23 protein-coding genes are annotated in these 26,125 nt (G+C 60.7%); 14 read left to right on the plus strand and 9 right to left on the minus strand.

The features are described 5' to 3' along the window. Positions 1 to 54 precede the first annotated feature (54 nt). On the minus strand, positions 55 to 1,182 hold the full coding sequence (locus ACP7CZ_RS05665) for a branched-chain amino acid ABC transporter substrate-binding protein (protein WP_003193533.1): 1,128 nt from the start codon (positions 1,180 to 1,182) through the stop codon (positions 55 to 57). A gap of 341 nt (positions 1,183 to 1,523) precedes the next feature. Here ACP7CZ_RS05665 and ACP7CZ_RS05670 point away from each other — a divergent pair, with 341 nt between their 5' ends. After that, positions 1,524 to 1,826 (plus strand): DUF2288 domain-containing protein, encoded by a 303-nt coding sequence (locus ACP7CZ_RS05670; RefSeq protein ID WP_034125956.1) that lies wholly within the window; start codon positions 1,524 to 1,526, stop codon positions 1,824 to 1,826. 228 nt (positions 1,827 to 2,054) lie between these two features. Here ACP7CZ_RS05670 and ACP7CZ_RS05675 read toward each other — a convergent pair whose 3' ends face one another. After that, positions 2,055 to 4,316 (minus strand): putative bifunctional diguanylate cyclase/phosphodiesterase, encoded by a 2,262-nt coding sequence (locus ACP7CZ_RS05675; protein ID WP_294191929.1) that lies wholly within the window; start codon positions 4,314 to 4,316, stop codon positions 2,055 to 2,057. Between the two features lie 139 nt (positions 4,317 to 4,455). Next, positions 4,456 to 4,824, minus strand: a complete 369-nt coding sequence (locus tag ACP7CZ_RS05680) for a YkgJ family cysteine cluster protein (RefSeq protein ID WP_034125958.1) — start codon at positions 4,822 to 4,824, stop codon at positions 4,456 to 4,458. Positions 4,825 to 5,077: 253 nt separating this feature from the next. On the opposite strand from ACP7CZ_RS05680, the gene ACP7CZ_RS05685 reads away from it, so the two are divergent. After that, positions 5,078 to 6,424 (plus strand): spinster family MFS transporter, encoded by a 1,347-nt coding sequence (locus tag ACP7CZ_RS05685; RefSeq protein ID WP_034125959.1) that lies wholly within the window; start codon positions 5,078 to 5,080, stop codon positions 6,422 to 6,424. A gap of 714 nt (positions 6,425 to 7,138) precedes the next feature. Here ACP7CZ_RS05685 and rapA read toward each other — a convergent pair. Next, on the minus strand, positions 7,139 to 9,985 hold the full coding sequence (gene rapA / locus ACP7CZ_RS05690) for an RNA polymerase-associated protein RapA (protein WP_294172361.1): 2,847 nt from the start codon (positions 9,983 to 9,985) through the stop codon (positions 7,139 to 7,141). Between the two features lie 219 nt (positions 9,986 to 10,204). On the opposite strand from rapA, the gene ACP7CZ_RS05695 reads away from it, so the two are divergent. Next, positions 10,205 to 10,546 (plus strand): hypothetical protein, encoded by a 342-nt coding sequence (locus ACP7CZ_RS05695; protein WP_054898409.1) that lies wholly within the window; start codon positions 10,205 to 10,207, stop codon positions 10,544 to 10,546. Here the strand turns inward: ACP7CZ_RS05695 and ACP7CZ_RS05700 are convergent. The 3 genes from ACP7CZ_RS05700 to ACP7CZ_RS05710 all read right to left on the minus strand — a co-directional run bounded on the left by ACP7CZ_RS05700 (position 10,543) and on the right by ACP7CZ_RS05710 (position 13,155). Continuing rightward, positions 10,543 to 11,724 (minus strand): aminotransferase class V-fold PLP-dependent enzyme, encoded by a 1,182-nt coding sequence (locus ACP7CZ_RS05700; RefSeq protein WP_054898410.1) that lies wholly within the window; start codon positions 11,722 to 11,724, stop codon positions 10,543 to 10,545. The genes ACP7CZ_RS05695 and ACP7CZ_RS05700 overlap by 4 nt on opposite strands. Continuing rightward, positions 11,721 to 12,191, minus strand: a complete 471-nt coding sequence (locus ACP7CZ_RS05705; RefSeq protein ID WP_054898411.1) for a RidA family protein — start codon at positions 12,189 to 12,191, stop codon at positions 11,721 to 11,723. The genes ACP7CZ_RS05700 and ACP7CZ_RS05705 overlap by 4 nt, the downstream gene beginning before the upstream one ends. A 91-nt stretch (positions 12,192 to 12,282) precedes the next feature. Then, positions 12,283 to 13,155 carry a LysR substrate-binding domain-containing protein gene (locus ACP7CZ_RS05710; RefSeq protein ID WP_054898412.1) on the minus strand — a complete coding sequence of 291 codons (873 nt, stop codon included), beginning with the start codon at positions 13,153 to 13,155 and terminating at the stop codon, positions 12,283 to 12,285. A gap of 133 nt (positions 13,156 to 13,288) precedes the next feature. On the opposite strand from ACP7CZ_RS05710, the gene ACP7CZ_RS05715 reads away from it, so the two are divergent. Further along, entirely contained in the window at positions 13,289 to 13,450 is a 162-nt protein-coding gene (locus ACP7CZ_RS05715; protein ID WP_236455002.1) for a hypothetical protein, read from the plus strand. Between the two features lie 143 nt (positions 13,451 to 13,593). Then, positions 13,594 to 13,710 carry a cytochrome c oxidase subunit CcoM gene (ccoM, locus tag ACP7CZ_RS05720; RefSeq protein ID WP_019817835.1) on the plus strand — a complete coding sequence of 39 codons (117 nt, stop codon included), beginning with the start codon at positions 13,594 to 13,596 and terminating at the stop codon, positions 13,708 to 13,710. Between the two features lie 262 nt (positions 13,711 to 13,972). Here the strand turns inward: ccoM and ACP7CZ_RS05725 are convergent, their stop codons facing one another. Both ACP7CZ_RS05725 and ACP7CZ_RS05730 read right to left on the minus strand, forming a co-directional pair. After that, entirely contained in the window at positions 13,973 to 15,448 is a 1,476-nt protein-coding gene (locus tag ACP7CZ_RS05725; RefSeq protein WP_003189291.1) for an inorganic phosphate transporter, read from the minus strand. A 315-nt stretch (positions 15,449 to 15,763) separates the two neighbouring features. Beyond that, a complete protein-coding gene (locus tag ACP7CZ_RS05730) occupies positions 15,764 to 15,964 on the minus strand; it encodes a hypothetical protein (protein WP_003189295.1) in 201 nt (66 codons plus the stop codon). A gap of 561 nt (positions 15,965 to 16,525) precedes the next feature. Between ACP7CZ_RS05730 and pcaR the strand changes: the two genes are divergently transcribed. The 9 genes from pcaR (at position 16,526) to ACP7CZ_RS05775 (ending at position 26,120) form a co-directional block, all read left to right on the plus strand. Next, positions 16,526 to 17,368: a pca regulon transcriptional regulator PcaR gene (pcaR, locus tag ACP7CZ_RS05735; RefSeq protein ID WP_003189296.1), complete on the plus strand. Its 843-nt coding sequence runs from the start codon at positions 16,526 to 16,528 to the stop codon at positions 17,366 to 17,368. A gap of 144 nt (positions 17,369 to 17,512) precedes the next feature. Continuing rightward, positions 17,513 to 18,853 (plus strand): MFS transporter, encoded by a 1,341-nt coding sequence (locus ACP7CZ_RS05740; protein WP_294172340.1) that lies wholly within the window; start codon positions 17,513 to 17,515, stop codon positions 18,851 to 18,853. 248 nt (positions 18,854 to 19,101) lie between these two features. Further along, positions 19,102 to 19,959 carry a CoA transferase subunit A gene (locus ACP7CZ_RS05745; protein ID WP_294172337.1) on the plus strand — a complete coding sequence of 286 codons (858 nt, stop codon included), beginning with the start codon at positions 19,102 to 19,104 and terminating at the stop codon, positions 19,957 to 19,959. Next, the gene (locus tag ACP7CZ_RS05750) at positions 19,959 to 20,738 is read left to right on the plus strand and encodes a CoA-transferase subunit beta (protein ID WP_034125965.1); all 780 of its coding nucleotides are present in this window, start codon (positions 19,959 to 19,961) and stop codon (positions 20,736 to 20,738) included. Before ACP7CZ_RS05745 ends, ACP7CZ_RS05750 begins: the two co-directional genes overlap by 1 nt. Then, positions 20,735 to 21,937, plus strand: a complete 1,203-nt coding sequence (pcaF, locus tag ACP7CZ_RS05755; protein WP_173647467.1) for a 3-oxoadipyl-CoA thiolase — start codon at positions 20,735 to 20,737, stop codon at positions 21,935 to 21,937. Before ACP7CZ_RS05750 ends, pcaF begins: the two co-directional genes overlap by 4 nt. 21 nt (positions 21,938 to 21,958) lie before the next feature. Next, a complete protein-coding gene (pcaH, locus tag ACP7CZ_RS05760; protein ID WP_019817832.1) occupies positions 21,959 to 22,663 on the plus strand; it encodes a protocatechuate 3,4-dioxygenase subunit beta in 705 nt (234 codons plus the stop codon). 1 nt (position 22,664) lies between these two features. After that, positions 22,665 to 23,231 (plus strand): protocatechuate 3,4-dioxygenase subunit alpha, encoded by a 567-nt coding sequence (gene pcaG / locus ACP7CZ_RS05765; RefSeq protein WP_057975635.1) that lies wholly within the window; start codon positions 22,665 to 22,667, stop codon positions 23,229 to 23,231. 218 nt (positions 23,232 to 23,449) lie between these two features. Then, a complete protein-coding gene (locus ACP7CZ_RS05770; RefSeq protein ID WP_032893116.1) occupies positions 23,450 to 24,745 on the plus strand; it encodes an MFS family transporter in 1,296 nt (431 codons plus the stop codon). Positions 24,746 to 24,755: 10 nt separating this feature from the next. Beyond that, positions 24,756 to 26,120: a 3-carboxy-cis,cis-muconate cycloisomerase gene (locus tag ACP7CZ_RS05775; protein ID WP_057975636.1), complete on the plus strand. Its 1,365-nt coding sequence runs from the start codon at positions 24,756 to 24,758 to the stop codon at positions 26,118 to 26,120. The last annotated feature ends 5 nt before the right edge of the window (positions 26,121 to 26,125 follow it).

Raw genomic sequence — 26,125 nt, forward strand, 5'->3', positions numbered from 1 at the left:
GTAAAACAAAGCCCACTGCTTGCACAGTGGGCTTGTTGACCAGTAACGCCTGGCTTACTGAGGGGAAACTTCGGTTTTTGGTTTACCGAAGTGCCATTCGTAGACCACGAACTTGAAGTCCTTCAGGTCGCCCTTGGCGTCGAAGCTCAGATCGCCGGTAGGGGTCTTGAAGGTACCCGCGTGGATGGCCTCGGCCACTTTGGCGGTGTCTTCGCTCTTCGCGGCAGCGATACCGCCGGCGATGACTTCAACTGCCGAGTACGCCGGGAATACGAACGGACCGGTTGGGTCCTGTTTGTTCTTGGCGAACTCTTCAACGATGGCTTTGTTGGCAGGGTCGGTGTCGAAGGATTTCGGCAGGGTCACCAGCAGACCTTCGGAAGCGCCCTGGGCGATTTGCGAGATGGAGTCGTTACCCACGCCCTCTGGGCCCATGAACTTGGCGTTCAGACCTTTTTCCTTGGCTTGGCGCAGGATCAGGCCCAGCTCAGGGTGGTAGCCGCCGTAGTAGACGAAGTCGACGTTGGCTTGCTTGAGCTTCTGGATGATCGAGGAGAAGTCTTTGTCACCGGCGTTCAGGCCTTCGAAGACGGCAACCTTGGTGCCTTTTTCTTCAAGGGTCTTCTTCACGGCGCTGGCGATACCCTCACCGTATTGCTGCTTGTCGTGCAGGACGGCAACGATTTTCGGCTTCACGTGGTCGGCGATGTAGTTGCCGGCCGCTGGGCCTTGCGCGCTGTCCAGGCCGATGGTGCGGAAAATCAGCTTGTAGCCACGGGAAGTGATTTCAGGGCTGGTGGCAGCGGGGGTGATCATGATGACGCCTTCGTCTTCATAGATATCCGATGCTGGCTGAGTGGAGCTGGAGCAGAGGTGGCCGACGACGAACTTGACGCCATCATTGACCACTTTGTTGGCAACGGCCACGGCTTGTTTTGGATCGCAAGCGTCGTCGTATTCCTTGGCCTCAAGCATCTTGCCGTCTACGCCGCCCTTGGCGTTGATGTCTTTGATGGCTTGCTTGGCACCCATGAATTGCATGTCGCCGTATTGCGTCACCGGACCGGTCTTGGGACCGGCGATGCCGATCTTGATGGTGTCGGCTGCGAACGAATGGCCGGCAACCCCAGCCAGGACCATAGCGGCAAACAGTTTGGAAATCTGCTTAGTAGCCTTATTCATAGTGCTCCACTCTTACTGTTGTATTTTTTATAGTTCTAGCGGCCTTGTGAGCTGCGGAACCGGATCAGATATCGCGGATATCCCCCCGGCATTGCCCTGGCAACTGTACCGGTACAGTGTAGAGCGCCGGTTGATCGCTTGAAAAGCTGGCAGCTGGGGGCAAAACCTGGGTATGTCGCTTAAGTGAAAGAAAAAGACAGAATTGCGCCGGGCTGCTAACAGCTTTCAAGGCATTCCTTGGCTTTCCTGGCAGTTTCAATCGCTACTTCATTTGCTACTGGGTTTTTCTGCCTGAGCGACGGGGCTATGATTGCGCCGATTTTCTACTCAGGTGAATTCCCATGACGCAAGAACCAAGCACCCTCTATGCCAAGCTGCTCGGTGAAACCGCCGAAATTTCCTGGAAGGAGCTTGAACCGTTCTTTGCCAAGGGTGCCCTATTGTGGGTCGATGCCGGCCTGGATTTGATCGAGGCCGCCGAAGGAATGGCCGAAGACAACCGTGACAAAGTCGCCGCCTGGCTGGCTGCAGGCACCCTTGGCGAGGTGTCTGCGACGCGGGCATTGGACCTGGTCGAACGGGATCCAAGCTTATGGGCAGTGGTGGTCTCGCCATGGATCCTGATCCAGGAAAGGGCGGCATAAGAATGGTGCGCACGAAAAAGGTGCGTATTTTTCACGCGCTGAAGTGTGTAGCCGAGTAACCGCTGAACGCGTGATGGCACCTTGCCGTAGAGAAAGGTCACAGCCGAGGGTGACGTAAGCGTCACGGGAACAGTTGAGGTCCGAAGGAATGAGTGGCGCAATTGTTTCTAGGTATGACCCGGCGTGAAGAGAAGCAGCGATTACACCACCACTCCCCGTGCCTGGGTCTCAGCGAATCGGCCTGACAATAGACGGCGGGCCGATACGCCCTGGCGCCGGGTCTTTTGGCTGTGGAGCGTCGTTGTTCTCCACGCTGAGCGGGTATAGCGGGTTGCGCATGGCAATCCCCTGCATCACGCCGATGATGTCATTGAAAGGCACCGCCGGGCTGAGCAGGTAGCCTTGGATGTAGTCACAGCCATGCTTGAGCAGCAACTCGAACTGTGCCTGGGTTTCCACGCCTTCGGTAACCACCTGCAAGTGCAGGGTGTGGGCCATGCCGATAACCGCCTGGACGATTTCACTGTCTGCGGTGGATTTGGGAATGTCCTGGATAAACGAGCGGTCGATCTTCAAGGTGTTGAGCGGCAAGCGCTTGAGATAAGCCAGCGACGAATAGCCAGTGCCGAAGTCATCGATGGCCAGTGACACACCCAGGGCGCGAATTTGCCGCAACAGTGCCAGGGTGCTGCTGATGTTGCCCATCAGCGCATTTTCAGTGACTTCCAGTTCAAGTCGGTTGGTGCCTATGCCGGCGAAGCGCAGGGCGTCTTCGATTTCATCGGCCAGTTCGTCACGCGCCAGGTTCAACGCCGAGCAGTTTACCGCCATGATCAACTCGGTGTAGCCCCGGTCAGACAACAGGCTCAGGTCGTGACAGGCCTGGCGCAATACCCAGTGGTCCAGCTCGGCGATCAGCCCGTTGTTCTCGGCAATGCCGATAAAGCGGTCCGGAGCCAGGAGTCCGTGCTGGGGGTGTTGCCAGCGCACCAGGGCTTCCAGGCGCGTGACCTTGCCCAGCTTCATGTCGAAGATCGGCTGATAAAACAGCACCAGCTGGTTGCGCGTACGCAAGGCGGCGCGCAGTTCCTCCTCCAGTTGCAGCTCAAGGAACGCGCGTGTTTTCAGGTTGGAGCTGAAGAAGTGCAAGCTGTTGCGCCCGGCGTCCTTGGATTGGTACAGCGCCAGGTCGGCAGTTTTCAGCAGCTCTTCGCAGGTGTGGCCGTCCTCGGGAAACAGGCTGATGCCGATGCTGGTGGTCATCACCATGCGCCGGCCAGCCAGCTCGATGGGCTCTTTCATCTTCTGCATGATGCGCTGGGCCATCTGCCGGGCTTCGTCGCGGTGATGAATAGTGATCAGAATACAGAATTCATCGCCGCCAAAGCGTGCCACTACATCTTCATGGCTGCGTATCGAGCCCTTGATATGCCCGGCCAGCACCGTGAGCAACTGGTCGCCCGCATCGTGGCCAAGGCTGTCATTGATGCGCTTGAAGTGATCAATGTCGAGAAAGATTACCGCCAGCATGCCTTGGCTTCGGGTTTTTTCCGCAACCTTTTCCGCGAAGATCTGATTGAAACCACGGCGGTTGAGCAGGCTGGTCAGCGCATCGAAGTGGGCCACTTGTTGCAGTGAGGCGCGGGCCTGGTCGAGTTCGCTGAGCAGCGCATTGACCCGGCGCAGGTCCCGTTCTTTGTGCTGCAGCTTTTTATCTGCCAGGGCTGCGCTGACACTACTGCCGATCACCAGCAAGGTAATTACCGCCACCGACAACCCCAGTTGAATCTGGCTGCCATCCACCGGCAATGAAAGATCCGCGCCACCGGGCACCAGCATTTGCATGGCCGCCATGCCGGTGAAATGCATGCTCAGGATTCCGGCTCCCAGCACCAGGCTGGCGGCGTATTTGAGCAACTGGTGAAACACGCCGGCTCCGTTGCGCAGGTAGCTGGACAGCAACAATGCCGCCAGGCTGGCGCCGATGGCAATCGCCACCGAGGCCAGGAACAGCCGTGTTTCGAAGTACACCTGGGCCTGGGAGCGCATGGCCGACATGCCCACGTAGTGCATCAGCGCGATACCCAGTCCCATCCACACCGAAGCCACCAGGTACTGATGAAAGCGCAGGTGAGTATGACTGAGGGTCTGCATGGCGAGCAGCGAGGCGATCAGGGCGATCAGCAGCGAGGCGAACGTCATGATCAATTCGTAGTGAATGGCGATGGGGGCCTGGAACGCCAGCATGCTGATGAAATGGGTCGACCAGATTCCGCCTGCCAGGCAACCCGCGCCCAGCCAGCGCCAATGGCGGCGGGCTTCGGTACGCTGGACATGGCCCACACGTTCGGCCATGTCCAGCGTACCGAAGCCCGCCGCGCAGGCGACCAGGTACGCCAGTAGCACCAGAAAGGGGTTATGACTGCAATTGAGTAATAAATGCCCACTGTCTGGAAGGTCGGTAAAAAAGTGCTGCCCCAGCCATTCCATAGCGTATCCCGTCATAGAGCCATGTCACTGCCAGAGGCGATGACCGATGAGATCGAGTATAGAAGTCTCCGAAGATTTGCCATGAGTAATGGCGTTTTGATCTCAAATTATTTTGACATGCCTTCCATAGCGTTTGGTGCTAAGCGCTGATGGGCAGGTCGAGTTCGAAGTGTGGGGCTTCCAGCGGCGCCAGGCCGAATGCGGCACGGGCGGCGTCGCAATCGACATTTTGCTCGCCCTGGCTCCAGGACGAGTCGAACTCACGGCATACGCTGGAGCGTTGCTCATAAATAGAGCAGCTGGTGGCCTGTCCGACTTCACCTTCAAGGCTGCAGCACCGTGCAGGTTTCTGATCGGTGCCGATCATCGCCACGCGGCTGGGGTTGATCTGCACCACCAGGTCATCGGGCACCGTGCCCCCGGACGAGGCGCACTCACCCCAGAAGAAAGACACGCGAAAGTGTGAACAGCAGGCACCGCAATTCAGACACGGACTGGCTTCGGACATGGGCGTCATCAATAAGAAAAGTAGGAGGAGGGTGCTACGAAAGGCTCGCCATTCTATCCGTGCCATCGCCATTGGGAAGAGGGGCACGCACTTATATTTTCGTGGGCAAAATCCGCTGTTGCCTGGGTGAAATCATGCCCTATCAGCTTTACGAATCATTACAGACAATCACTGCCAGCCTGACTATGTTGCAGTGACCTGAGCAGGATGCATCGGGCATCGCAGCTCTCATAACAATAAAAGAGACGGACCCATGCAGAACTCGACCCAAGCGGCGAATGCCTGGCGCATTCTGTTCCTGCTGTTCCTCGCTAACCTGTTCAACTTTTTTGACCGCACCATTCCCGCGATCATCATTGAGCCCATCCGCATGGAATGGCACCTGAGCGACTTCCAGCTCGGTATCATCGGCACCGCTTTTACCATCGTCTACGCCATTGCCGGGCTGCCGCTCGGGCGCCTGGCTGACACCGGTTCACGCAGCAAGTTGATGGGTTGGGGCTTGTTCGCCTGGAGTGGGCTGACGGCGGTCAACGGCATGGTCGGCAGTTTCTGGACCTTCCTGCTGGTGCGCATGGGCATTGGCATCGGCGAAGCCAGCTATGCACCCGCGGCCAATTCGCTGATTGGCGACCTCTTTCCCGCCCACCGCCGTGCCCGAGCCATGGGGATTTTCATGCTTGGCCTGCCGTTGGGCCTGTTGCTGGCGTTCTTTACGATCGGTGCGATGGTCAAGGCGTTCGACAGCTGGCGCGCGCCCTTCTTTATCGCGGCGGTGCCGGGGCTGATCCTTGCGGTGTTTATGTTCTACATAAAAGAACCCAAGCGTGGTGCGGCGGAAACCGTGCAAGTCTCCCAAGAGCGCGTCGACCGCCCGATCCGTCGCGTGCTGGCTGTGCCGACCTTTCTGTGGCTGGTGCTGGCCGGGTTGTGCTTTAACTTTGCCACCTATGCGTGCAACTCGTTCCTGGTGCCGATGCTGCAGCGCTATTTCCTCATGCCCTTGCAGGACGCGGCCGTCGCGACGGGTGTCATCGTCGGCCTGACCGGTTTGGTGGGCTTGACGCTGGGGGGCTGGATTGCCGACAAGATTCATCAGCGGGTCGCCAATGGCCGACTGTTGTTCGCCGCCTTCAGCTTGATCATCTCCACGGTCACCACCGCCTGGGCATTGCATGCCGGGCGTGTCGAAATCGGGGTGTTTGTCGCGCTGTTCAGTGTGGGCTGGCTGTTTGCCTACAACTTCTATACCTGCGTGTATACCGCGATCCAGGACGTGGTCGAACCACGCTTGCGCGCAACGGCGATGGCGCTGTTCTTTGCCGGGCTGTATCTGCTCGGCGGTGGCATGGGGCCGGTGGTGGTCGGGGCGTTGTCCGATCACTTTGCCCATTCAGCGATGTATGCGGCTGGGGCGCAGCAGATGACAGAGGCTTATAAAGCGGTAGGCTTGCATGACGCCATGTACCTGATTCCAGTGGCGTTGTTCTTGACCATGCTGTTTCTGTTCCAGGCCTCGCGCAGTTTTGTGCGTGATGCCAAGCGGATGAAGGAAGGGTTGAGTGCGGTTGAGGTGCCGGCAGCGGCGGCAACGGCGTGAGACCGAGTGATCGTTCCCATGCTCTGCGTGGGAACGCCGCTCTGGACGCTCTGCGTCCGCTTAAAAGTCGTGACGCAGAGCGTCACATGATGCATTCCCACGCCGAGCGGGGGAACGATCTCTAGGCCGGATAGCCGACGCTGTTCTAACTGACGTGCCGCGATCTAAATGTGGGAGCTGGCTTGCCTGCGATGACGGCCTGATAGCCGACACCCATCTACCTGGTACACCACGATTAACCTGTGGGGGGGCTTGCTCGCGAAGGCGGCCTAACATTCAACACAGTTGGACCGGGTACATATCCGTTATTTAGGTAACGGCCACCTAGGGTTCCGCCCTGACGGCGGCTCACTTTGCAAAAGCGGCAAAGTAAGCAAAACGCTCTTGCCCCACCACTCGGCACCTCGCCTAGGCTCGGTGTGCCCGAACGCAGTCTTGAATCCGTGGGCCGCCGCCACGCGCCATCCATGGCGCGGGGCGGCTAACCCGGCGTCCTGCCGGGTTACCCACGAATTCAAGCCTGCGTTCGGCCAGCGTGGTTTAACGGGGCGCCTGAGATCAAGATCACAAGCAGATCAAGATCAAGAGCGGCTCGCTTCGCATCGTGGTTACTGTCGATCGCTTCAGAGTTGTGGAGATATCTATGCCGCGATGAGGCCGGCAAGGCTAATAAAAAGGCCCGCATTGCGCGGGCCTTTTACGTTCAGCGGATTATCAACCCGCCACCAACACCCGAATCGCTTCCAGTCGCAGTGCCGCTTTATCAAGCATGGCCAGGCCTTGCTCGCGCTGGTTGCGCAAGGCAACCAGCTCGCTGTCACGTACGGTCGGGTTGACCGCTTGCAGCGCGGTCAGGCGCGCCAGCTCTTCGTCGGTGTCTGCCGCCAGGCGACGCTTGGCTTCGGCTACACGCTCGGCGTGACGCGGGGCGATCTTCTCTTCACCGGCGTTGATGCGCGGTGTGAGTTGGTCGCGCTGCGCCTGTACGAATTTGTTCGCGCTGGCCCGTGGCACGCTTTCCAGCTGGTCATTCAAGGTTACGAACGACACGCGGCCCGACAGGTCATTACCGTTGGCATCCAGCAGGCAGCGCAAGGCGGCCGGTGGCAGGTAGCGACCCAGTTGCAGGGAGCGCGGGGCGACCACTTCGCTGACATACAGCAGTTCAAGCAATACGGTGCCTGGCTTGAGCGCCTTGTTCTTGATCAGTGCCACGGCGGTGTTGCCCATGGAACCGGACAGCACCAGGTCCATGCCGCCTTGCACCATCGGGTGCTCCCAGGTGATGAACTGCATGTCTTCGCGCGACAGCGCCTGGTTACGGTCGTAGGTGATGGTTACACCCTCGTCGTCGCCCAGGGGGAAGCTGGCGTCGAGCATTTTTTCGCTGGGCTTGAGGATCAGCGCGTTTTCCGAATGGTCTTCGCTGTCGATGCCGAATGCGTCGAACAGGGTTTCCATATAGATCGGCAGGGCGAACTGGTCGTCTTGTTCGAGGATGTCCTCGACCAGTGCATCGCCTTCGCCAGCGCCGCCTGAATTGAGTTCGAGCAAGCGGTCGCGACCGGTGTGCAGCTCCTGCTCCAGGCGCTCGCGCTCGGCACGGGCTTCGTCGATCAGGGCTTGCCACTCGCCGTCGTCGGCGGCTTCCAGCAAGGGCAGCAGGCGTGGGCCGAACTGATGCTGCAAGGCGTTGCCGGTCGGGCAGGTGTTGAGGAAGGCATTGAGCGCCTCGTGGTACCACTGGAACAGGCGCTCTTGCGGGCTGGTTTCCAGGTAGGGCACGTGCAGTTCGATCACGTGTTTCTGGCCGATCCGGTCCAGGCGCCCGATGCGCTGTTCCAGCAGGTCGGGGTGGGACGGCAGGTCGAACAGCACCAGGTGATGGGAGAACTGGAAGTTGCGGCCTTCACTGCCGATTTCCGAGCAGATCAGCACCTGGGCACCGAACTCTTCATCGGCAAAATAGGCAGCGGCGCGGTCACGCTCCAGAATATTCATGCCTTCGTGGAACACCGTGGCCGGGATGCCGGAGCGCACACGCAGGGCGTCTTCCAGGTCCATGGCGGTTTCGGCGTGGGCGCAGATCACCAGGACCTTGGTGCGCTTGAGCATTTTCAACTGGTCGATCAGCCACTCGACCCGAGGGTCGAAACGCCACCAGCGGTTCTCTTCCTCGATGTCCGGTTGCGCCTGGAAGCTGACTTCCGGGTACAGCTCGGCGTGTTCGCCCAGGGGCAGTTCGAGGTATTCGTCCGGGTTCGGTAGCGGGTAGGCGTGCAGCTTGCGCTCGGGGAAGCCTTGCACCGCAGCACGGGTGTTGCGAAACAGCACGCGGCCGGTGCCGTGGCGGTCCAGCAGTTCACGCACCAGGCGCGCGCTGGCCTCGGTGTCGCCATCGTTGACGGCGGTGAGCAGGGCTTCACCTTCGTCACCGAGGAAGCCTTGAATGGTCTTGTGCGCGGTCGGCGACATGCGGCCCTTGTCCAGCAGCTCCTGCACGGCTTCGGCCACCGGGCGATAGTTTTCGCTCTCGGCGCGGAAGGCTTGCAGATCGTGGAAGCGGTTCGGGTCCAGCAGGCGCAGGCGCGCAAAATGGCTGTCCTGGCCCAGTTGTTCTGGAGTGGCGGTCAGCAGCAGCACGCCAGGAATCACTTCGGCCAGTTGTTCGACCAGCGAGTATTCGGCGCTGGCCTTGTCTTCGTGCCACACCAGGTGGTGGGCTTCGTCGACTACCAGCAAGTCCCAGCCGGCGGCGAACAGCGCGTCCTGGGCCTTCTCGTCGTCCACCAGCCATTCGAGCGCAACGAGTGCAAGCTGGGTGTCTTCGAACGGGTTGGTGGCATCGCTTTCGATAAAGCGCTCTTCATCGAACAGCGCAACCTGCAGGTTGAAGCGGCGGCGCATTTCCACCAGCCATTGGTGCTGCAGGTTTTCCGGGACCAGGATCAGTACGCGGTTGGCACGGCCCGAGAGCAGTTGGCGATGGATCACCAGGCCTGCTTCGATGGTCTTGCCCAAACCCACTTCGTCCGCCAGCAACACGCGTGGCGCGATACGGTCAGCGACTTCGCGGGCGATGTGCAGTTGGTGGGCAATCGGTTGGGCGCGTACGCCACCCAGGCCCCACAGCGAGGACTGCAACTGGCGGCTGGTGTGTTCCAGGGTGTGGTAGCGCAGCGAGAACCACGCCAGCGGGTCGATCTGCCCGGCGAACAGGCGATCACTGGCCAGGCGGAACTGGATGAAGTTGGACAGTTGGGTTTCTGGCAGGGTGACCTGCTCGTTCTGCCCATTGAGGCCGTGGTAGACCAGCAGGCCATCGACGTCGTCGACTTCCTGTACGGTCATTTTCCAGCCTTCGAAATGGGTGATGGTGTCACCCGGCGAAAACCTCACGCGAGTGAGGGGCGCATTCCGTAGCGCATACTGGCGAGTGTCGCCAGTGGCCGGATAGAGCACGGTCAACAAGCGGCCGTCCTGTGCCAGAACGGTGCCTAACCCCAGCTCTGCTTCGCTGTCACTAATCCAGCGTTGCCCCGGTTGATACTGCTGCGCCATGCTGCCTGACTCCCGCCGTGAAAAAGCCGACTATGTTAACGGAACACGGCCCGGCGCCCAAGAACTCTGACAAAAACTACGCTGTTTGTACGGGCAGGCGGAAATTGAATCGACGGGTGGCGGGCACTTGAGAGTGTCGACTGAGTCACAGCTTGGCACGCGGGTGCTCAAGTCGCCCTGCCACCCGCCGACAGCCTGTTGATCAGGAGAATAATTATCATGCTGCCACCCATGCTGCCCGTCAGTGTTGTGCCGGTCACGTCGCAACTCGACCCGGCACGCCAGAAACCGGATATTCCGCCGGTGGTGCCCATTCAACCGGGCTCCAACGAGAGCACGATCGACCTGAAAAAAGGCGATGCCGAGCAATCGACCTTTCTGCTGCGCGAAGAGCAGCGTCGCCAGCAGGAGCAGCAGAAACGCCGGCGCGAAGCCGACGACGACGCGGAGCAGCATTTGCCGATTCCCGGCGACTTGCTCAACGCTGACAACACCGTGCCCGTGGCGCCGCTGATCGAAGACGCGCCGCGCCAGGGCCTGTGGGTGGATATCGAGGTCTAACCGTTCAGTTCGCGCAGGGCCTTCACCAGCAGCTCAATATCGTCATCGGTGTTGAGCGGGCTGACGGAGATGCGCGCAATGCTGTTCAACCCACGTGCTTGCATATCCAGCGGGGTGTAGGCCACGCCATTGGCGCCGATGTTGATGCGCTTGCAGGCCAGGCGTTGCTTGAGTTCAAAGCTGTCCCAGCCGGCCAGGTTGAACGCGATCAAGCCTGAATGCGTTCTGCCTAAGTCATGCAAGGTAATTCCCGGTATCTGACGCAGTGCTTCGCGGATTCGCGCGCTGGTCTTCGAGACCCTTTGCCATACTTGCTCAATCCCCAGTTGATTGATCTCGTGCAACGCATTGCCCAGGCCGGCCAGCAGGGCGAAAGAGACTTCGCTGGTTTCAAAGCGCCGGGCGTCGTTGCGCAGGTCGAAGCCTTCTGCGGTCCAGGGCGCTGAAAACACGTCGCGTTGGGCCGGGTTCAGATGCGGCAGAAAATCCGGCCTGATATACAGCAGCGCGGTACCGCGAGGCCCGCGCAGGTGTTTGCGGCCGGCAGACTTGAGCACATCGCACTGCAACGCTTGTACATCCACCGGCACCTGGCCGACGGCTTGGCCCGCGTCGATGAAGTAGGGAATGGTATGCCGCCTGGCCACATCGCCGATGGCCTGGGCCGGGTTGATCAAGCCACCGTTGGCCGGGAGCCAGGTGAGGTCGATCAGCTTCACCTTTGCATCCAGCATCGCCTCCAACGCCACCGGGCAGGCCGCGCCGCTGGCATCGCACGGGATGACCTCCACCCGCGCCCCGGCTTGAACGGCCAGTTCCATGCTCGCCAGGTTACCGCCCCATTCGTGGCGCCCCACTAGAATACGATCGCCCGGCTGCCATGGCCCCAGCGCCTGGAAGGCCATGCTCCAGGCCGTCGAGCCACTGCTGGCGAAGGCAATCGATGAGGCGGGCGCATTGAGCAGTTGGCCGGCGGCTCGGCGGGCATTTTCCACTAAGACGGCACCCTGTTCTCCGGCCTCCATCGGGCCGTCGCGGGCTTCGCGTTGCAGCTGTTCGATGATGGCGTCGAGCGTCGCCTGGCTGGGCAAGGATGCCCCGGCGTGGTTGAAGTGCACGATGCCGGACTGGCAACCGGGCGTGGCTTCTCGCAAGTGCTGGACTTGCAGCGGGGTCATGGCTGCAGCTCGAAAATGGCGTCCACTTCCACGGCGACACCAGCCGGCAGACTGCAGACCCCTACGGCGGTGCGCACGTGCCGGCCCTTGTCGCCGAGGGCATTGACCAGCAGGTTCGAAGCGCCATTGGCGACCAGGCTTTGGCGCTGGAAGTCGGCGCTGCTGGCAATGAACACGCCCAGGCGCAGGATGCGCACCACCCGCGACAGGTCATCGCCCAACGCGTCGCTCAATTGCCCCAGCAGGCCCAGCGCCGCCAATTCCGCCGCTTGGGCGCCATCTTCATCGCTGAGAGAATCGCCCAGCCGGCCAAGGTAGGCAGGTTTGCCATCGGCCATGGGAATTTGTCCCGAGATGAACAGCTGGTGTTGGCTGATCACATGATTGACATAGTTGGCAGCGGGTTGGCTGGGCGTGGGCAGTGTCAGGCCGAGGGCGTGTACGCGCTGGCGGATGGAGTCGGTCATGGTGAAATCCTCTGGTGTCAGAAGGTTCCAGCATGTTGGCGGTGGCGAGGGGCGACAAACGGATAGATCTCAACCGACGTATCTAAAAAACTCACGCGTCGGCACACGCCTGCTTCAACCACTGGCTGAAGCATTCAGCCGCCTCACTGAGCGGACCCTGAGGTGCGATCAGCCAATAACCGATCTCGCTGTGATAGGGCGGCCAGTCAAAGGCCTCCACAAGGCTGCCGTCGTGGAGCCTGCGTTCAATCAGGCGATGGCGGCCCATGGCGATACCCTGGCCGGCCACGCTCGCTTCGACCACGATGTTGTAGTCATGCAGCATCACGCGGGGGTGGTGATCAAGGTTGACCTGGTAATGGGTCGACCAATCGGTCCACTCGAAAGGGCGGTGCGAGGTCGCCATCAACAACGGGCCTGTGGCGACCTGTCTGGCCTTGAACGCCGGGCTGCATACCGGTGACAGGGTTTCGGTCATCAGGCGTGTGGCGAGCACGTCGGGCCAGTCGCCCTTGCCGTAGCGGATGGCCAGATCAACTTCGGCCGTGGCGACGTTGGCCAGTTGAATAGCGGGCAGCAACTCCACCTGGATATGCGGGTAGCACCGTAGAAACTCGGCCAGGCGCGGCGCCAGCCATAACGTGGCAAAGGATGCCAGCAAGCCGATACGCAACACACTTGCGCTGGGCGCACCCCGTTGGTTGCGCGTCGCAGCGGCGATGGCGTCCAGGGCAGGGCGGATTTGCGCGTAGTAATCTTGCCCGGCCAACGTCAGGTCAATCGCACGGGTTCGCCGGATAAACAACGGTTTGCCCAGGTGGTGTTCGAGCTTATGTACCTGGTGGCTCAGCGCGCTTTGGGTCACCGACAACTCGTTGGCCGCCTTGATAAAACTCAAGTGCCGCGCCACGGCCTCGAAGGCGCGCAGGGCCAGCAGCGGTGGAAGGTCGTTGTGCAAGGCCACCTGGATGCGCCTCCTGGGCAGGGTAGAAAATGCCGATTTTGGTCGATGGCCTGCATTTTGTCGCCCGCTTAATTGCCGTCGGGCGGGGCAGGCCGCATTATTGAGGCATTCCCGCCACGACGTAAGCCAAGCCATGAGTGATGACGACAAGCTGATCGACCTGAACGCCGAACGTGCCAAGCGCGTGCACGACCTCAATGACAAACGCTTGAATGAAGTGCGCCAAGCCTTTGAACAAGCCATGCCCTTGGGCAAGACCAAGAAAAAGTCCAAGAGCAAGCCGAAAAAACGTTGAAACGCCCTGTATCCATTGATGCAGGTCAGTTATTCCCCTTCTTTACGCCCCGTTGTGGGCGACATTGATCCTGGTCAATTTCCCACTGCGCCTTCTCCATTAACTTAGCCCTATCGCAACAGGGCAAGTGCAGGAGGCCGGTCATGTTTTTCGATAATGTGGTTTTCGCCGGAGTGCTGACTGTTAGCCTCATGGTGCTGTTTTTTGTAGGGTTTGGATTTTTTATCTGGAAAGACGCGAACAAGCGTAAAAAACCTTAAGTCTTTCCGGGTTACATGAGCACGCAAGGCATTTTGGGCGACTTCGGTCGCCCTTTTTTTTGGCAAAACGCACCGCAGTTTTTGATCGTTCCCACGCTCCGCGTGGGAACGCATCCCGTGACGCTCCGCGTCACCCGTGCGCCAGTGGGACGCGGAGCGTCCGTGGCGGCATTCCCACGCAGAGCGTGGGAACGATCATAAAACGATCATAAAAAAAGGTGCGACCCTCGCGGATCGCACCTTTTTTATCGCCGGCTGGCTATCAGTTGCCCAAAGCCTTGGACGCCAACCAGAACAACCCGGCCGAGAGGCCTACGGTCGCTGGCAAGGTCAATACCCAGGCCATCAGGATGGTCTTGACGGTGCCACCTTGCAGGCCGCTTTTGTTGGCAACCATGGTGCCCGCCACGCCAGAAGACAGGACGTGGGTGGTGGACACTGGCAGGGCGAAGATATTGGCAAAGCCGATCATGGTGGCCGTGGTGATTTGCGCCGACATGCCCTGGGCATAGGTCATGCCTTGCTTGCCGATCTTCTCACCAATGGTCAGTACCACGCGCTTCCAGCCCACCATGGTGCCCAGGCCCAGGGCCAGTGCGACCGCGAGAATCACCCAGAACGGGGCGTACTCGGTGGTGGCGGTCAGGTCTTTGCGCAGCTTGTCGAGGTCTGACTTCTCACGGGAGTCCAGGCCTGGCAGCTTGCCGACCTTTTTCGCGGTGTCATCCAGGCAAAGCAGGTAGCGACGCACTTCGATGCGGTGGTCGGCCGTCAGCGAGTGGTAGTCCGAGACGCCCTTGAGGGTGCCCAGCAGCGCGTTGATCGTCGGTTCGGTCTGCTGCGGGTTGCAGCGGAACTTGCCCGGCAGGTCATCCTTCACGCTTTTGCCCAGGGCCAGGAATTCACCGAGGGTCTCGTGGTTGCGCTGGTAGAACTGGTTCAGGTGCAGGGTGGCGTCGCGGGTACGTTCGATCTGGTAAGTGGTGCTGCCCAGGTCCAATACGAACTGCGCCGGCACGATACCGATCAGTACCAGCATGATCAGGCCGATGCCTTTCTGGCCATCGTTGGAGCCGTGCACGAAGCTTACAGCCATGGCCGAAATCACCAGGACCAGGCGGTTCCAGAACGGCGGGTGCTTCTTGTCGTCGAGCTTGCGGCGCTGGTCCGGGGTCTTGTGCATCTTAGACAGCGGGCGCCACCACTTCAGGCCGATCAGCACCAGGGCGGCGACCAGGAAGCCCGCCATCGGCGAGAACACCAGGGAGGCGCCGATATCCACGGCCTTCTGCCAGTTCACACCGTCAGCCAGGGGGATGTCGTTGATCAATGCATTGGCCAGGCCGACACCGAGGATCGAGCCGATCAGGGTGTGGGAGCTGGAGGCGGGGATACCGAAGTACCAGGTGCCCAGGTTCCAGGTGATCGCCGCCGCCAACAACGAGAAGACCATTGCCAAGCCGTGGCCGGTGTTCACATTGATCAGTAACTCCACCGGCAGCAAGTGCACGATGGCGTAGGCGACACCGACACCGCCGAGCAATACGCCGAGGAAATTGAACACCCCGGAGAAGAACACGGCCAGGTGTGGCGGCATGGCTTTGGTATAGATGACTGTGGCCACCGCGTTAGCGGTGTCATGAAAGCCATTGATGAACTCGAAGGCGAGGACAAAGGCCAGGGCGAGCAACAGGCTCACGAGAACCCAAGCATCCAGTCCGCTGAATAAATCGATCATGAAGGTTTTCTGACCCGGTCGTAAGGGGGCGCGATTATGCCAGAAAACATCAGTAATCGATGCATTAGCTGCTCATCGGTAACAATCTTCCTGGAAAAAAAACCGGCAAGACACACGTATCCCAGGGTTTTCGGGGCTTTGGCAAGTCTTTGATTTATAAAGCGCGGGCCGCGGAAGGCGGGCTTTTGTCATGAAAATGCTATGCCTGAAACATTTGTATGAAATTTCGTGGGTGGCTGTAGGTTACTGACCAGCGGCCGCTGAACCAGTGGTTGACCGGCAGCGACTGCAAGGCGCTGAACTCGACCAAAGTGCTCAGGGCTCCTCGGTCTTGAGTTCCTGCTCGATTTTTTGGATTTCCTGGGCAAATGCCTGATCCAGCAGGCTGGCTCGTTTGCGCCATGGTTTGCGTTCCGGCTCAGGTTGCGCGGCGTAGGTGGTGACTTCCCCGCCGTAGACGTCCTTGTAACGTTGCTCCTGGCGCTCAAGTTCCGCGCGCAGTTCATCTTTCGTCACAGTATTACCTAATTGAGTTGAGTTATTGATTGCGCAGTGTCATGCCTGAAAGTCGTGCTCGGGGCGATTCCAAATAGAACAGTAGAACCGTTCAAGTTGGTATACGGGCCTGAGGGCCGTTCTTTTAAGCGAGTACTTGTGGCCGGCGTTGCCTGCAGCCTGCAATGCCTGGTGAGCTCCCCTCCCGATAGTGATACCGGGCTGACCTCTGCACAGGTTGCATTATAGCGGCGCATTTGAAGAACACTATCATCATGAAGTTAAAAAGCGTCAACGGCGTGCTTGGGTTTTGTTACATATCGCCGACGTATGTGTGAACAGCGTCATCTTCATATCTGTATTCATACTGATAGAAGGGTAAATGCCTACACTTTTCGGCGACATCAGCTAAATCTCGAACGTTATCTGCGGGATCTGCACCCATGCCGGCCAAATTGCGATAATCGCATGGTTGTCCGATAATCGCCCAATGTTACCGGCGTTGACTTGTGCAGGGCGGCCGGCACGGCTTGTAATAGCCGCCAACCCTCCCGTGGTGATAACAAGAGAAGGCCCGTTGAAATGAACGATCAATTGCGCAACTCCTTTGCATCAGTGGCGCCGCCGATCGTGGCTTCACCGGCCAAGCGCATCCAGGCATTCACCGGTGATCCGGATTTCATGACGTCCCTGGCCCGTGGCCTGGCCGTGGTGCAGGCGTTCCAGGAGCGCAAGCGTCACCTGACCATCGCCCAGATCAGCCACCGCACCGAAATTCCCCGCGCCGCCGTGCGCCGTTGCCTGCACACCTTGATCAAGCTCGGCTACGCCACCACGGATGGGCGCACCTACTCGCTGTTGCCCAAGGTGCTGACCCTCGGTCACGCCTATCTGTCGTCCACACCGCTGGCCGTTTCGGCACAGCCTTATCTGGACCGCATGAGCGAGCAGCTCCATGAAGCCTGCAACATGGCTACCCTGGAAGGCGATGACATCCTCTATATCGCCCGTTCCGCCACCACCCAGCGCCTGATCTCGGTTGACCTGTCGGTGGGCGGGCGCCTGCCTGCGTATTGCACGTCCATGGGTCGCATTCTGCTGGCCGCCCTCGACGATGCCTCGCTGCAGGATTATCTCGACCATGCCGACCTGCAAACCAAGACCAGCCGCACCCTGACAACACCGCAAGCGTTATTCGAATGCCTGCAACAGGTGCGTCAGCAGGGCTGGTGCATTGTCGACCAGGAACTGGAGCAGGGCCTGCGCTCCATCGCGGTGCCGGTGTATGACGCGTCCGGCCAGGTATTGGCCGCGCTGAATGTCAGCACCCACGCCGGTCGGGTCAGCCGCAGCGAGTTGGAGCAGCGCTTTTTGCCGAGCATGCTCAGCGCCAGCCGTGAGCTGAGTGCGCAGCTGTTTGCCTAAGCTGTTCGGTGACCGCACAGATCCCGGCGGGCTCGATTGACGGTGTTTCCCTTGGCTTATTAATGTGCGGCAGCGCTCTGAGGAGCTGCCCAATAAGAATGACGGCCCAGGTCGTCAGCCCGCCATCGGTGTGGAATAAAAATAATGAATCAGCCTTCTGTCGGTACCACCCTGGACGTACAGTCCTTTATCAACACCCAGCCACTTTCGCGCTATCAGTGGCGCGTGGTGATCCTGTGTTTCCTGATTGTCTTTCTCGACGGCCTCGATACAGCCGCCATGGGCTTTATCGCGCCGGCACTGTCCCAGGAATGGGGCATCGACCGCGCCAGCCTCGGCCCGGTGATGAGCGCCGCGTTGATCGGCATGGTGTTTGGCGCACTCGGTTCCGGCCCGCTGGCCGACCGCTTCGGCCGCAAAGTCGTGCTGGTCGGCGCGGTGTTGGTGTTTGGTGCGTTCAGCCTGGCGTCGGCCTACAGCACCAATGTCGACCAGTTGCTGGTGCTGCGCTTTCTCACCGGCCTGGGCCTGGGCGCCGGCATGCCGAATGCCACCACCTTGCTGTCTGAATACACCCCCGAGCGGCATAAATCCTTGTTGGTGACCAGCATGTTCTGTGGTTTCAACCTCGGCATGGCCGGTGGTGGGTTTATTTCGGCCAAGCTGATTCCCGCGTTCGGCTGGCACAGCCTGTTGCTGATAGGCGGCATCCTGCCGTTGATCCTGGCGGTGGTGCTGTTGGTGTGGCTGCCGGAGTCTGCCCGCTACCTGGTGGTACGCAATCGCGGCACCGACAAGGTACGCAAGACCCTTGCCCCCATCGAGCCAAACATCGTTGCCCAGGCCACTCACTTCAGCGTACCGGAGCAAAAAACCGTCAAGGCCCGCAATGTCTTCGCAGTGATTTTCTCGGGCACCTACAGCGCTGGCACGTTGCTGTTGTGGCTCACGTACTTCATGGGCCTGGTGATTGTTTACCTGCTGACCAGTTGGCTCCCGACTTTGATGCGTGACAGCGGCGCGAGCATGGAACAGGCCGCGTTTATCGGCGCGCTGTTCCAGTTTGGTGGGGTATTGAGCGCGGTGGGCGTGGGCTGGGCGATGGACCGGTTCAACCCGCACAAAGTGATCGGCACTTTTTATCTGCTGGCCGGGGTGTTTGCCTACGCGGTGGGGCAGAGCCTGGGCAACATCACGCTGTTGGCCACCCTGGTGCTGGTCGCCGGGATGTGCGTCAACGGTGCGCAATCGGCAATGCCATCCCTGGCAGCACGTTTCTACCCCACCCAAGGCCGTGCCACCGGGGTGTCATGGATGCTCGGCATCGGCCGCTTCGGCGCGATTCTGGGGGCGTGGATGGGCGCTACTTTGCTGGGCCTGGGCTGGAACTTCGAGCAGGTGCTTACGGCACTGGTGATTCCGGCGGCGTTGGCCACGGCAGCGGTGGTGATCAAGGGCATGGTCAGCCATGCCGATGCCACCTGAAACCAATCGCTACCCCTGTGGGAGCTGGCTTGCCTCCGATATCGGTGCTGAATCCACTCGCGCCATCGCAGGCAAGCCAGCTCCCACATTGACCCTGTTCCTTACAATGGTTAGTTAAGTAACAATCGGTTCGATAATCGAACGCTCAGTCGATTATCGGATTGTTCGGTCCATTTCCCCGGCTTAATCTTCAAGCACTTCGGCGCCACCTCAGCGCCTTTTTCGATCAACACCGGGAGCCCAACCCCATGGCTGAAATCCTCACCTTGCGTGATGCGGTCAAGCGCTTCGTGAACGACGGCGATACCGTCGCCCTCGAAGGCTTCACCCACCTGATCCCTACGGCCGCAGGCCATGAAATCATTCGTCAGGGCAAGAAAGACCTGACGTTGGTGCGCATGACGCCTGACCTGATCTACGACCAGTTGATCGGTGCCGGCTGTGCGCGCAAGTTGATTTTTTCCTGGGGCGGCAACCCGGGCGTGGGTTCCCTGCATCGGCTGCGCGACGCGGTAGAGAAACAATGGCCGCAAGCGCTGGAGATCGAAGAGCACAGCCACGCCGACCTGGCCAATGCCTACGTCGCCGGTGCCTCCGGCCTGCCGTTCGCGGTGTTGCGTGCCTACGCCGGTTCCGACTTGCCCAAGGTCAACCCGCTAATCAAGACCGTCACCTGCCCCTTCACCGGCGAAGTGCTGGCGGCGGTGCCGTCGGTGCGTCCGGACATTACCGTGATTCATGCGCAGAAAGCCGACCGCAAAGGCAACGTGCTGCTCTGGGGCATTCTCGGGGTGCAGAAGGAAGCGGCCCTGGCGGCCAAGCGCTGCATCGTCACCGTCGAGGAAATCGTCGACGACCTGAATGCGCCGATGAACAGCTGCGTGCTGCCGACCTGGGCGCTGACGGCGGTGTGTCACGTACCCGGTGGTGCCCATCCGTCCTACGCTCACGGCTACAACGAGCGGGATAACCGTTTCTACCAGGCGTGGGACCCGATTGCCCGCGACCGTGGCACCTTTACCGCCTGGATCGACGAATACATCCACGGTACTGCCGACTTCATTGAATTCCAGGCCAAGCTGGCCGCCGCGCAGGAGGCTAAGTAATGGCTTATTCCACCAATGAAATGATGACCGTCGCCGCCGCACGACGCCTCAAGAACGGCTCGGTGTGCTTCGTCGGCATCGGCCTGCCATCGAAGGCGGCCAACCTGGCGCGCCTGACGTCCTCGCCGGATGTGGTGCTGATCTACGAGTCGGGCCCGATTGGGGCCAAGCCCAGCGTGTTGCCGCTGTCCATCGGCGATGGCGAGCTGGCGGAGACCGCCGACACCGTGGTGCCCACCGGTGAGATCTTTCGCTACTGGCTGCAGGGCGGGCGCATTGATGTCGGTTTTCTCGGCGCGGCCCAGGTCGACCGTTTCGGCAATATCAACACCACCGTGGTCGGTGATTATCACCAGCCTAAAGTGCGTTTGCCGGGTGCCGGTGGCGCGCCGGAAATCGCAGGTTCGGCCAAAAGCGTGTTGATCATCCTTAAGCAATCGTCCCGTTCGTTCGTCGACAAACTGGACTTCATCACCTCCGTCGGTCACGGCGAAGGTGGCGACTCACGCAAGCGTCTGGGCCTGCCCGGCGCCGGCCCGGTGGGCATCATTACCGACCTGTGCATCATGGAGCCGGAGGAGGGCAGCCATGAGTTCGTGGTCACTGCGCTGCATCCGGGCGTGACCCGCGAGCAAGTGATCGCCGCCACCGGCTGGGCGATTCGCTTTGCCGACCAGGTGAGCACCACCGCTGAACCCACCGAGACCGAACTGACCGCCCTGCGTGACCTCGAAGCGCGCACCGCGGCTGCCCACGGCCAAGCACCGGGAGAAGCCTGATGCGCGAGGTTTTTATCTGTGATGCCATTCGCACACCTATCGGCCGTTTCGGCGGTGGCCTGTCCACGGTGCGTGCCGACGACCTGGCGGCGCTGCCGATCAAGGCGCTGATCGAGCGCAACCCGTCGGTGGACTGGAGCGCCGTAGACGAAGTCTTCCTCGGCTGCGCCAACCAGGCCGGTGAAGATAACCGCAACGTGGCACGCATGGCGTTGCTGCTGGCGGGGCTGCCGGAAAGTATTCCTGGAGTGACCCTCAACCGCCTGTGCGCCTCGGGCATGGATGCCATCGGCACCGCTTTTCGTGCGATTGCCAGTGGTGAAATGGAGCTGGCGATTGCCGGTGGCGTCGAGTCGATGTCCCGCGCTCCGTTTGTGATGGGCAAGGCCGACGCGGCGTTCTCGCGCAACATGAAGTTGGAAGACACCACCATTGGCTGGCGCTTTATCAACCCGCTGATGAAGGCCCAGTACGGCGTGGATGCCATGCCGCAGACGGCCGATAACGTGGCCGATGACTATCAGGTTTCCCGCGTCGACCAGGACGCTTTCGCCCTGCGCAGCCAGCAACGCACCGCCGCTGCCCAGGCCGCCGGGTTCTTTGCCGAGGAAATCGTTCCGGTGCGGGTCGCCCATAAAAAAGGCGAAACCCTGGTGGAACACGATGAACACCCACGGGACACCACGTTGGAAGCCCTGGCCAAGCTCAAGCCGGTCAACGGCGCGGACAAGACCGTCACTGCTGGCAATGCCTCGGGCGTCAACGATGGCGCCGCCGCGCTGATCCTCGCCAGCGCCGAGGCCGTCAAGCAACACGGCCTCACCGCCCGCGCCCGTGTGCTGGGCATGGCCAGTGCTGGTGTAGCCCCGCGCGTGATGGGCATCGGCCCGGTGCCGGCGGTGCGCAAACTGGTGGAGCGCCTTGGGTTGGCTGTCACCGACTTTGATGTGATCGAACTCAACGAAGCCTTCGCCAGCCAAGGCCTGGCGGTGCTGCGCGAGCTGGGTATTGCGGACGATGCGCCCCAGGTCAACCCCAACGGCGGCGCCATTGCCCTCGGCCATCCCTTGGGGATGAGTGGTGCGCGGTTGGTGATGACGGCCCTGCACCAATTGGAAAAAACCGGCGGCAGCAAAGGCCTGGCGACCATGTGCGTGGGCGTCGGCCAAGGCTTGGCCCTGGCGATTGAACGCGTCTGATCAATAAAAGAGGATTGCTCCATGAGTGACAAGCCCGGTTACCGGCGCCCGCAAGCGGGCACTCAACCTGATTACCTGCACCCGGCCTACCAGTCGACGAACCTGCGTTCGCCGTCCCAGCCTTTGGTGTTCCTGCCCCATTCCTTGTCGGAAATCACCGGCCCGACCATCGGCGCCGAACGTATCAATGAGAAGGACAACGACCTGACAGCCCAGCATGAGGGCGAGCCGCAAGGCGAGCGCATCATCATTCATGGCCGTGTGCTGGACGAAAACGGCCTGCCAGTGCCGGGCATCCTCGTGGAGATCTGGCAGGCCAATGCCGCCGGCCGCTACAACCACAAGCGCGACCTGCACGATGCACCCCTGGACCCGAACTTCACCGGCACCGGGCGCACCGTCACCGACGCCGATGGCTGGTACCAGTTCCAGACCATCAAGCCCGGCGCCTACCCGTGGGGCAACCACCACAACGCCTGGCGCCCGGCGCATATCCACTTTTCGCTGTTCGGCCCCAGCGTGCTGACGCGCCTGGTGACGCAAATGTATTTCCCGGGTGACCCGTTGCTGGAGTACGACCCGATCTACAACTGCGTGCCGGATACCAGCGCCAAGCAACGCTTGATCGCTAGCTTCGACCTGGAAAAAACCATTCCTTCCTATGCCCTCGGCTACCGCTGGGACATCGTCCTGCGCGGCCGCGACGCCACGCCGATGGAGAAATGAGATGACACTCAACGCGACCACGTCCCACACCGTCGGGCCGTATTACCACATTGGCCTGACCTGGCTGAACCGTGAAGACCTGACCGTCACCGCCACCCTCGGTGAGCGCGTGGCAATCAGCGGTCAAGTGGTGGACGGCAACGGTGATGTCGTCAACGACGCCATGCTGGAAGTCTGGCAGGCCAACGCCGTCGGCAAATATGCTCACCCCGAAGACGAGCAGGACAAAGCGCTCGACCCGAACTTCGAAGGCTTCGGCCGCGTGCCGGTGGATGCCGAAGGGCGTTTTCGTTTTACCACCATCAAGCCGGGCAGTGTGCCGGGGCTCAAGGGCACCACTCAGGCGCCGCATTTGGTGGTGCTGGTGTTTGCCCGTGGGTTGGTGAAGCACTTGCTGACGCGGATTTATTTTGACGGTGAGGCCTTGAACGGCGATGACCCGTTGCTGGCGTGTGTGCCGGCAGAACGTCGTGGCACCTTGATTGCCCAGGCGGATGCGGCAGGGGTATATCAGTGGAATGTGATTTTGCAGGGCACAGATAAGGAAACGGTGTTCTTCGACTATTGAGTTGGCTGTTGACGATCGTTCCCACGTTCTGCGTGGTAATGCATCCCGTGACGCTGCGCGTCACCCGCGAACGGCAGGACGCGGAGCGTCCCATGCGGCGTTCCCACGCAGAGCGTGGGAACGATCATCCAGGCTCCACCTATCCAAAAGTCTGCTTGCGGAACAGGGTTGTTGCAAAGTATGTCTAGGCTATAACCGTTCCCACTGAGTAAAAAAACATGACAACAAAAACCAGCCACTACACCGGAGAAGAACGCAGCAAACGGATCTTTGCGATTGTCGGTGCGTCCTCCGGCAACCTGGTCGAATGGTTCGACTTCTACGTCTATGCCTTCTGCGCGATTTATTTTGCCCCGGCGTTTTTCCCCTCGGATGACCCCACGGTGCAGTTGCTCAACACCGCCGGTGTGTTTGCCGCCGGGTTCCTGATGCGACCGATCGGTGGTTGGTTGTTTGGCCGGGTGGCCGACAAGCACGGGCGCAAGAACTCGATGATGATCTCGGTGCTGATGATGTGTGGCGGCTCCCTGGTCATCGCCTTCCTGCCCACTTATAACGACATCGGTGCCTGGGCCCCGGCGCTGCTGTTAGTGGCACGACTGTTCCAGGGCTTGTCGGTGGGCGGCGAATACGGCACCACGGCCACCTACATGAGTGAAGTCGCGCTCAAGGGCCAGCGTGGCTTCTTTGCTTCGTTCCAGTACGTGACCCTGATCGGCGGCCAGTTGCTGGCGGTGCTGGTGGTGGTGATCCTGCAACAGATCCTCACTGAAGAAGAATTGCGTGCCTGGGGCTGGCGCATCCCGTTTGTGATCGGCGCCATAGCCGCCGTGATCTCCCTGCTGCTGCGTCGCACCCTGAAAGAAACCACCAGCAAGGAAATGCGTGAAGACAAGGACGCCGGCAGTATCGTCGCGCTGTTTCGCGACCACGGCAAAGCCTTCATTACGGTGCTGGGCTACACCGCCGGCGGCTCGTTGATTTTCTATACCTTCACCACCTACATGCAGAAGTACCTGGTGAACACCGTCGGCATGCACGCCAAGACCTCGAGCTACATCATGACCGGCGCGCTGTTCCTGTACATGTGCATGCAGCCGCTGTTCGGCATGTTGGCCGACAAGATCGGCCGGCGTAATTCGATGCTCTGGTTTGCCGGCCTTGGCACGTTGTTCACAGTGCCGATCCTGCTGACTTTGAAAACCGTGACCAGCCCGTTTTTGGCATTTGTGCTGATCACCCTGGCCTTGGCGATTGTCAGCTTCTACACCTCCATCAGCGGCCTGGTCAAAGCGGAGATGTTTCCGCCGCAGGTGCGTGCCTTGGGCGTGGGCCTGGCCTATGCGGTGGCTAACGCGGTGTTTGGCGGTTCGGCAGAAGTGGTCGCGCTGAGCCTCAAATCCATCGGCATGGAAAACACCTTTTATTGGTACGTCACCGCGATGATGGCGGTGGCCTTCCTGTTCAGCTTGCGCCTGCCGAAACAGGCGGCGTACCTGCATCACGATCTGTAAGGGATGAGTTATGACGTTGCGCACGAGCAATCAACTGTTCGACGCTTATTTCACTGCTGACAGCATGGCCGAGGTGTTCTGTGACCAGGGGCGCTTGCAGGGCATGCTGGATTTCGAAGCCGCGCTGGCTCGGGCGCAGGCCCAGGTAGGGTTGATCCCCCAGGCCGCCGTCGCACCGATTGCCCAGGCGTGCCTGGCGTCGCTGTATGACGTGGATGCCCTTGGCAGCGCGATTGCCACGGCGGGCAACTCTGCGATTCCACTGGTGAAGGCGTTGGGCAAGTTGATCGCCAGTGAGGACGCCGACGCCGAGCGTTATGTACACCTGGGCGCAACCAGTCAGGATGTGATGGACACCGGCCTGGTGCTGCAACTGCGCCGTGGGGTGGAGTTGATCGAGGCCGACCTGGCTCGCCTGGGGGAGGTGTTGGCCGCCCAGGCTCAGCGTTACGCCACCGTGCCGTTGGCCGGGCGTACCTGGTTGCAGCACGCGACGCCGGTCACCCTGGGGATGAAAATCGCCGGTTGGCTGGGCGCGGTGACGCGCAGTCGCCAGCGCCTGGCCGAATTGAAACCGCGCCTGTTGGTGCTGCAATTTGGCGGCGCGTCGGGCACTTTGGCGGCCCTCGGCGAACACGCCATGCCTGTGGCCGAGGCCTTGGCCGCCGAGTTGCAACTGGGCTTGCCGGAGCAACCCTGGCACACCCAGCGTGACCGCCTGGTGGAGTTTGCCAGCCTGCTCGGTCTGATCGCCGGTAGCCTCGGCAAGTTGGGCCGCGATATCAGCCTGTTGATGCAGACCGAAGCGGCGGAGGTGTTCGAGCCTTCGGCGCCGGGCAAGGGCGGTTCGTCCACCATGCCGCACAAGCGTAACCCGGTGGGCGCCGCGGTGCTGATCAGCGCAGCCACCCGCGTACCCGGCCTGGTGGCGACAATGTTCAGCGCCATGCCCCAGGAGCACGAACGCAGCCTGGGCTTGTGGCATGCCGAATGGGAAACCTTGCCGGAAATTTGCCGCCTGGTATCCGGTGCCTTGCATCAGGCAATTCTGGTCAGTGAAGGGCTGGAGGTGAATGCCGAACGCATGGCACAGAACCTCGACCTGACCCAAGGCCTGGTACTGGCCGAAGCGGTGAGTATCGTGCTCGCCCAACGCTTGGGCCGTGACACCGCGCACCATCTGCTGGAACAGTGCTGCAAACGTGCGGTCGCCGAGCAGCGCCATTTGCGCGCGGTACTGGCGGATGAGCCGCACGTCACCGCCGAGCTGTCGGCGGCTGAACTGGATCGCCTGCTCGACCCTGCCCACTACCTAGGCCAGGCGTCTACCTGGGTCACGCGTGCGGTGACCGAACATTTTGCTTTGACTGCCTGAGGAGA

Source organism: Pseudomonas sp. DWP2-2 (genome assembly GCF_049897065.1).
GTDB classification, from domain to species: Bacteria; Pseudomonadota; Gammaproteobacteria; order Pseudomonadales; family Pseudomonadaceae; genus Aquipseudomonas; species Aquipseudomonas paracarnis.